The organism is Aeromonas sp. 130281 (genome assembly GCF_056642115.1).
Map to the genome: position 1 here is coordinate 1 of NZ_JBWVQS010000019.1, position 2,767 is coordinate 2,767.

The 2,767-nt window shown below is 59.1% G+C and carries 1 protein-coding gene; it reads left to right on the forward strand.

What is annotated here, in order from left to right; genetic code table 11:
- The coding region (locus AC1IN8_RS21010; RefSeq protein WP_479760495.1) for a DUF5801 repeats-in-toxin domain-containing protein at window positions 1–2,767 on the forward strand (2,767 nt) is incomplete at both ends.

Below are 2,767 nucleotides of genomic sequence, written 5' to 3' on the forward strand. Positions count from 1 at the left end.
GAACCTGCTGGACAATATCTGGCAAGGTGATACCAGCAGCCATGATGACAGCGTCAGCCTGACCCTGAACAGCGGCGTGCTGACCCTGGTGCAGACCGTCACCGATGCCGACGGTGACAGCGCCAAGGCCAGCATCGATCTGGGCACCGGCGGCGTGTTCCGCTTCGAGGACGATGGTCCGACAGCAGGACTGGCCACTCAGGCTCCGAGTCTGGGGTCAGTGAAGGTGGACGAGAGTCTGCCAGCACTGGGCGGCGTGGGCGGTGACGGTATCGCCAGCGCGACCCTGACGGCGGGCACGGTGCAAGCCCAGTTCAGCCATGCCTTTGGCGCAGACGGGGCGGGCAACATCGGCTACAACCTGGCCCTCAGCGGCAGCAATGTGGCGAGCGGCCTCTATGCGGTTGATCCGCTGGCCGCCAATGGCCAGGGCACTCAGATCCTGCTCAATCAGGTAGGCAATGTCATTACCGGCAGCGCCAACGGGGTGAGCTACTTCACCCTCACCATCAATCCGGCCACCGGTGCCGTGACCCTGAACCTGCTGGACAATGTCTGGCACGGCAATACTGGCAGTCATGATGACAGCGTCAGCCTGACCCTGAACAGCGGCGTGCTGACCCTGGTGCAGACCGTTACCGATGCCGATGGCGACAGCGCCAAGGCCAGCCTCGATCTGGGCACCGGCGGCGTGTTCCGCTTCGAGGATGATGGCCCTGTGCAGTCTGGCAACGGACAAGGCCCCACTGTGCATGGCTCGGTACAGGAGGATGCTCTGACCCTGGCGGGCGGCGCACCTCACGAAGGTAATCATGAAAATGCCGGACAGACCACCACGGCCAGCGATACCTCGGGCAGCCTGAACACCCTGGTGGCGTTTGGTGCAGATGGTCCCGGGACATTCAGTCTGTCCAACAACGTCAGCTCGCTGGTCTCACAAGGGTTGAGCAGCGGTGGCGTGGCGCTGAGTTACAATGTGGTGGGCAATGTGCTGACTGCCAGCGCGGGTGGCACAGTGATCTTTACCCTGACGGTGGCTGCCGATGGTGACTATTCCTTCACCCTGAAGGGGCCGCTGGATCATCCCATCAAGGAAGGGTTGCCGAATGGCGACAATGAGTTGCTGCCGGTACCGATCGACTTCTCTGGTGTTCTGGTCGCCACCGATGGGGATGGCGACAAAGTTGCAGGCTTCACCAAAGGGTCATTCGTCATCGATGTGCAAGATGATATTCCGGTGGCGCAAGATGACTACGCTACCGTCCTTGCCGGCAAGTCTCAGAACATCAACATGGTATTCGTGCTCGACTTCAGCGGCAGTATCGATAATAACGAACTGAATACCATGCTGGATGCAGTACGTACCGCAGGGCAGGCGCTGTTCAATACCTCTGGCGGCCAGGTCAAGATCCAGATAGTGGCATTTTCCGGTGACTCCATTGCGTATTTGCCGACCGACAATGTTACCGCGTTCACTAATCTGGTTAACTCCTTGAACCCACAGGAACCCGGCGGTATACGTCCATTCAATGGCAGCACCGACTTCACCGATGCCATTGAGCAGACCATGATCTCTTACACGCCGCTCCCGGGTTGGAACAACCAGGTGGTCTTCATCAGCGATGGTGACCCCAATGAACAAACCGGCCCAGGTGGTGCTTCACTCACCAACACGGTGGCAGCTAACTGGAACAATTTCGTCGATACCAAGCTGGTCAATGTCACCACCATAGGCATTGGCAATGGGATCAATGATGTCCGCCTGGAAGAAGTCGACCTAGATGCCGGCCCGAACAATATGCCGCTGCGGGTAAATAACTTCAGTGACCTGGTCAACACCCTGCTCAATCAGGTGATAGGCGGCCTGGTGCAAGGCAATGTGCTCAGCGGCTCTAACAATGTCGTGGGTGGTGGGGATGACGATGCCTATGGTGCAGATGGTCCGGGCTATATCCAGTCCATCAAGATTGGCGCGACCACCTACAGCTGGGACGGAGTGCTCGATGGCGATCAGCAATTGACGGCCGTCACCACCCCAGCGGGTGGCAAGCTGAGCTTCAACTTCTCCACTGGGGCATGGAGTTATCAGGCTCCCGCCAATGTGAACGGCGATCTGACCGAGGACTTCCAATACACCCTCATCGACAAGGATGGCGACCCGGCTACGGCGACCCTTCATCTCTATGTCGAAGATACGGGCTCGGTGGAGGGGTATGTCGATGAGGATGAGTTGCCAACTGGCCTCACCGACAGTGACAGCGTCACCAGTAGCGTCAGTGGCACTGTTGCTCCCTTGATTGTCGGCCCGGATAACTCCGCGACCATCAGCCTCAGTACTGATACCAGTGGTGTGACCCCGGCCAGTTCGGGTGGCGTGGCGCTGGTCTATACGGTAGTGGGCGATACCCTGACTGCCACCGCCAATGGGGCGACTGTGTTCACGCTCCAGGTTGGTTCAAATGGCAGCTATCAGTTCAACCTGGTCAAGTCGCTGAATCATCCGCAGGGTAACGGCGATGACAACGAACTGCTGACCTTGGACTTCACCAGCATCCTGAAGGCGACGGGTGGCAGTGGCATCTTGGCCGGCAGCTTCCTCATTCATGTGGAAGATGATGTGCCCAAGGCGAACGATGAAAACGGCGGCACCGTCACTGAAGACCTGGCAGGGAGCCTTGGCGGCAACGTGCTGAGCAACGACGCCTCCGGTGCCGATACGCCAGCCGCGTTCGTGGGCTGGAGTGCCACCGGGCACAACAACAGTGCC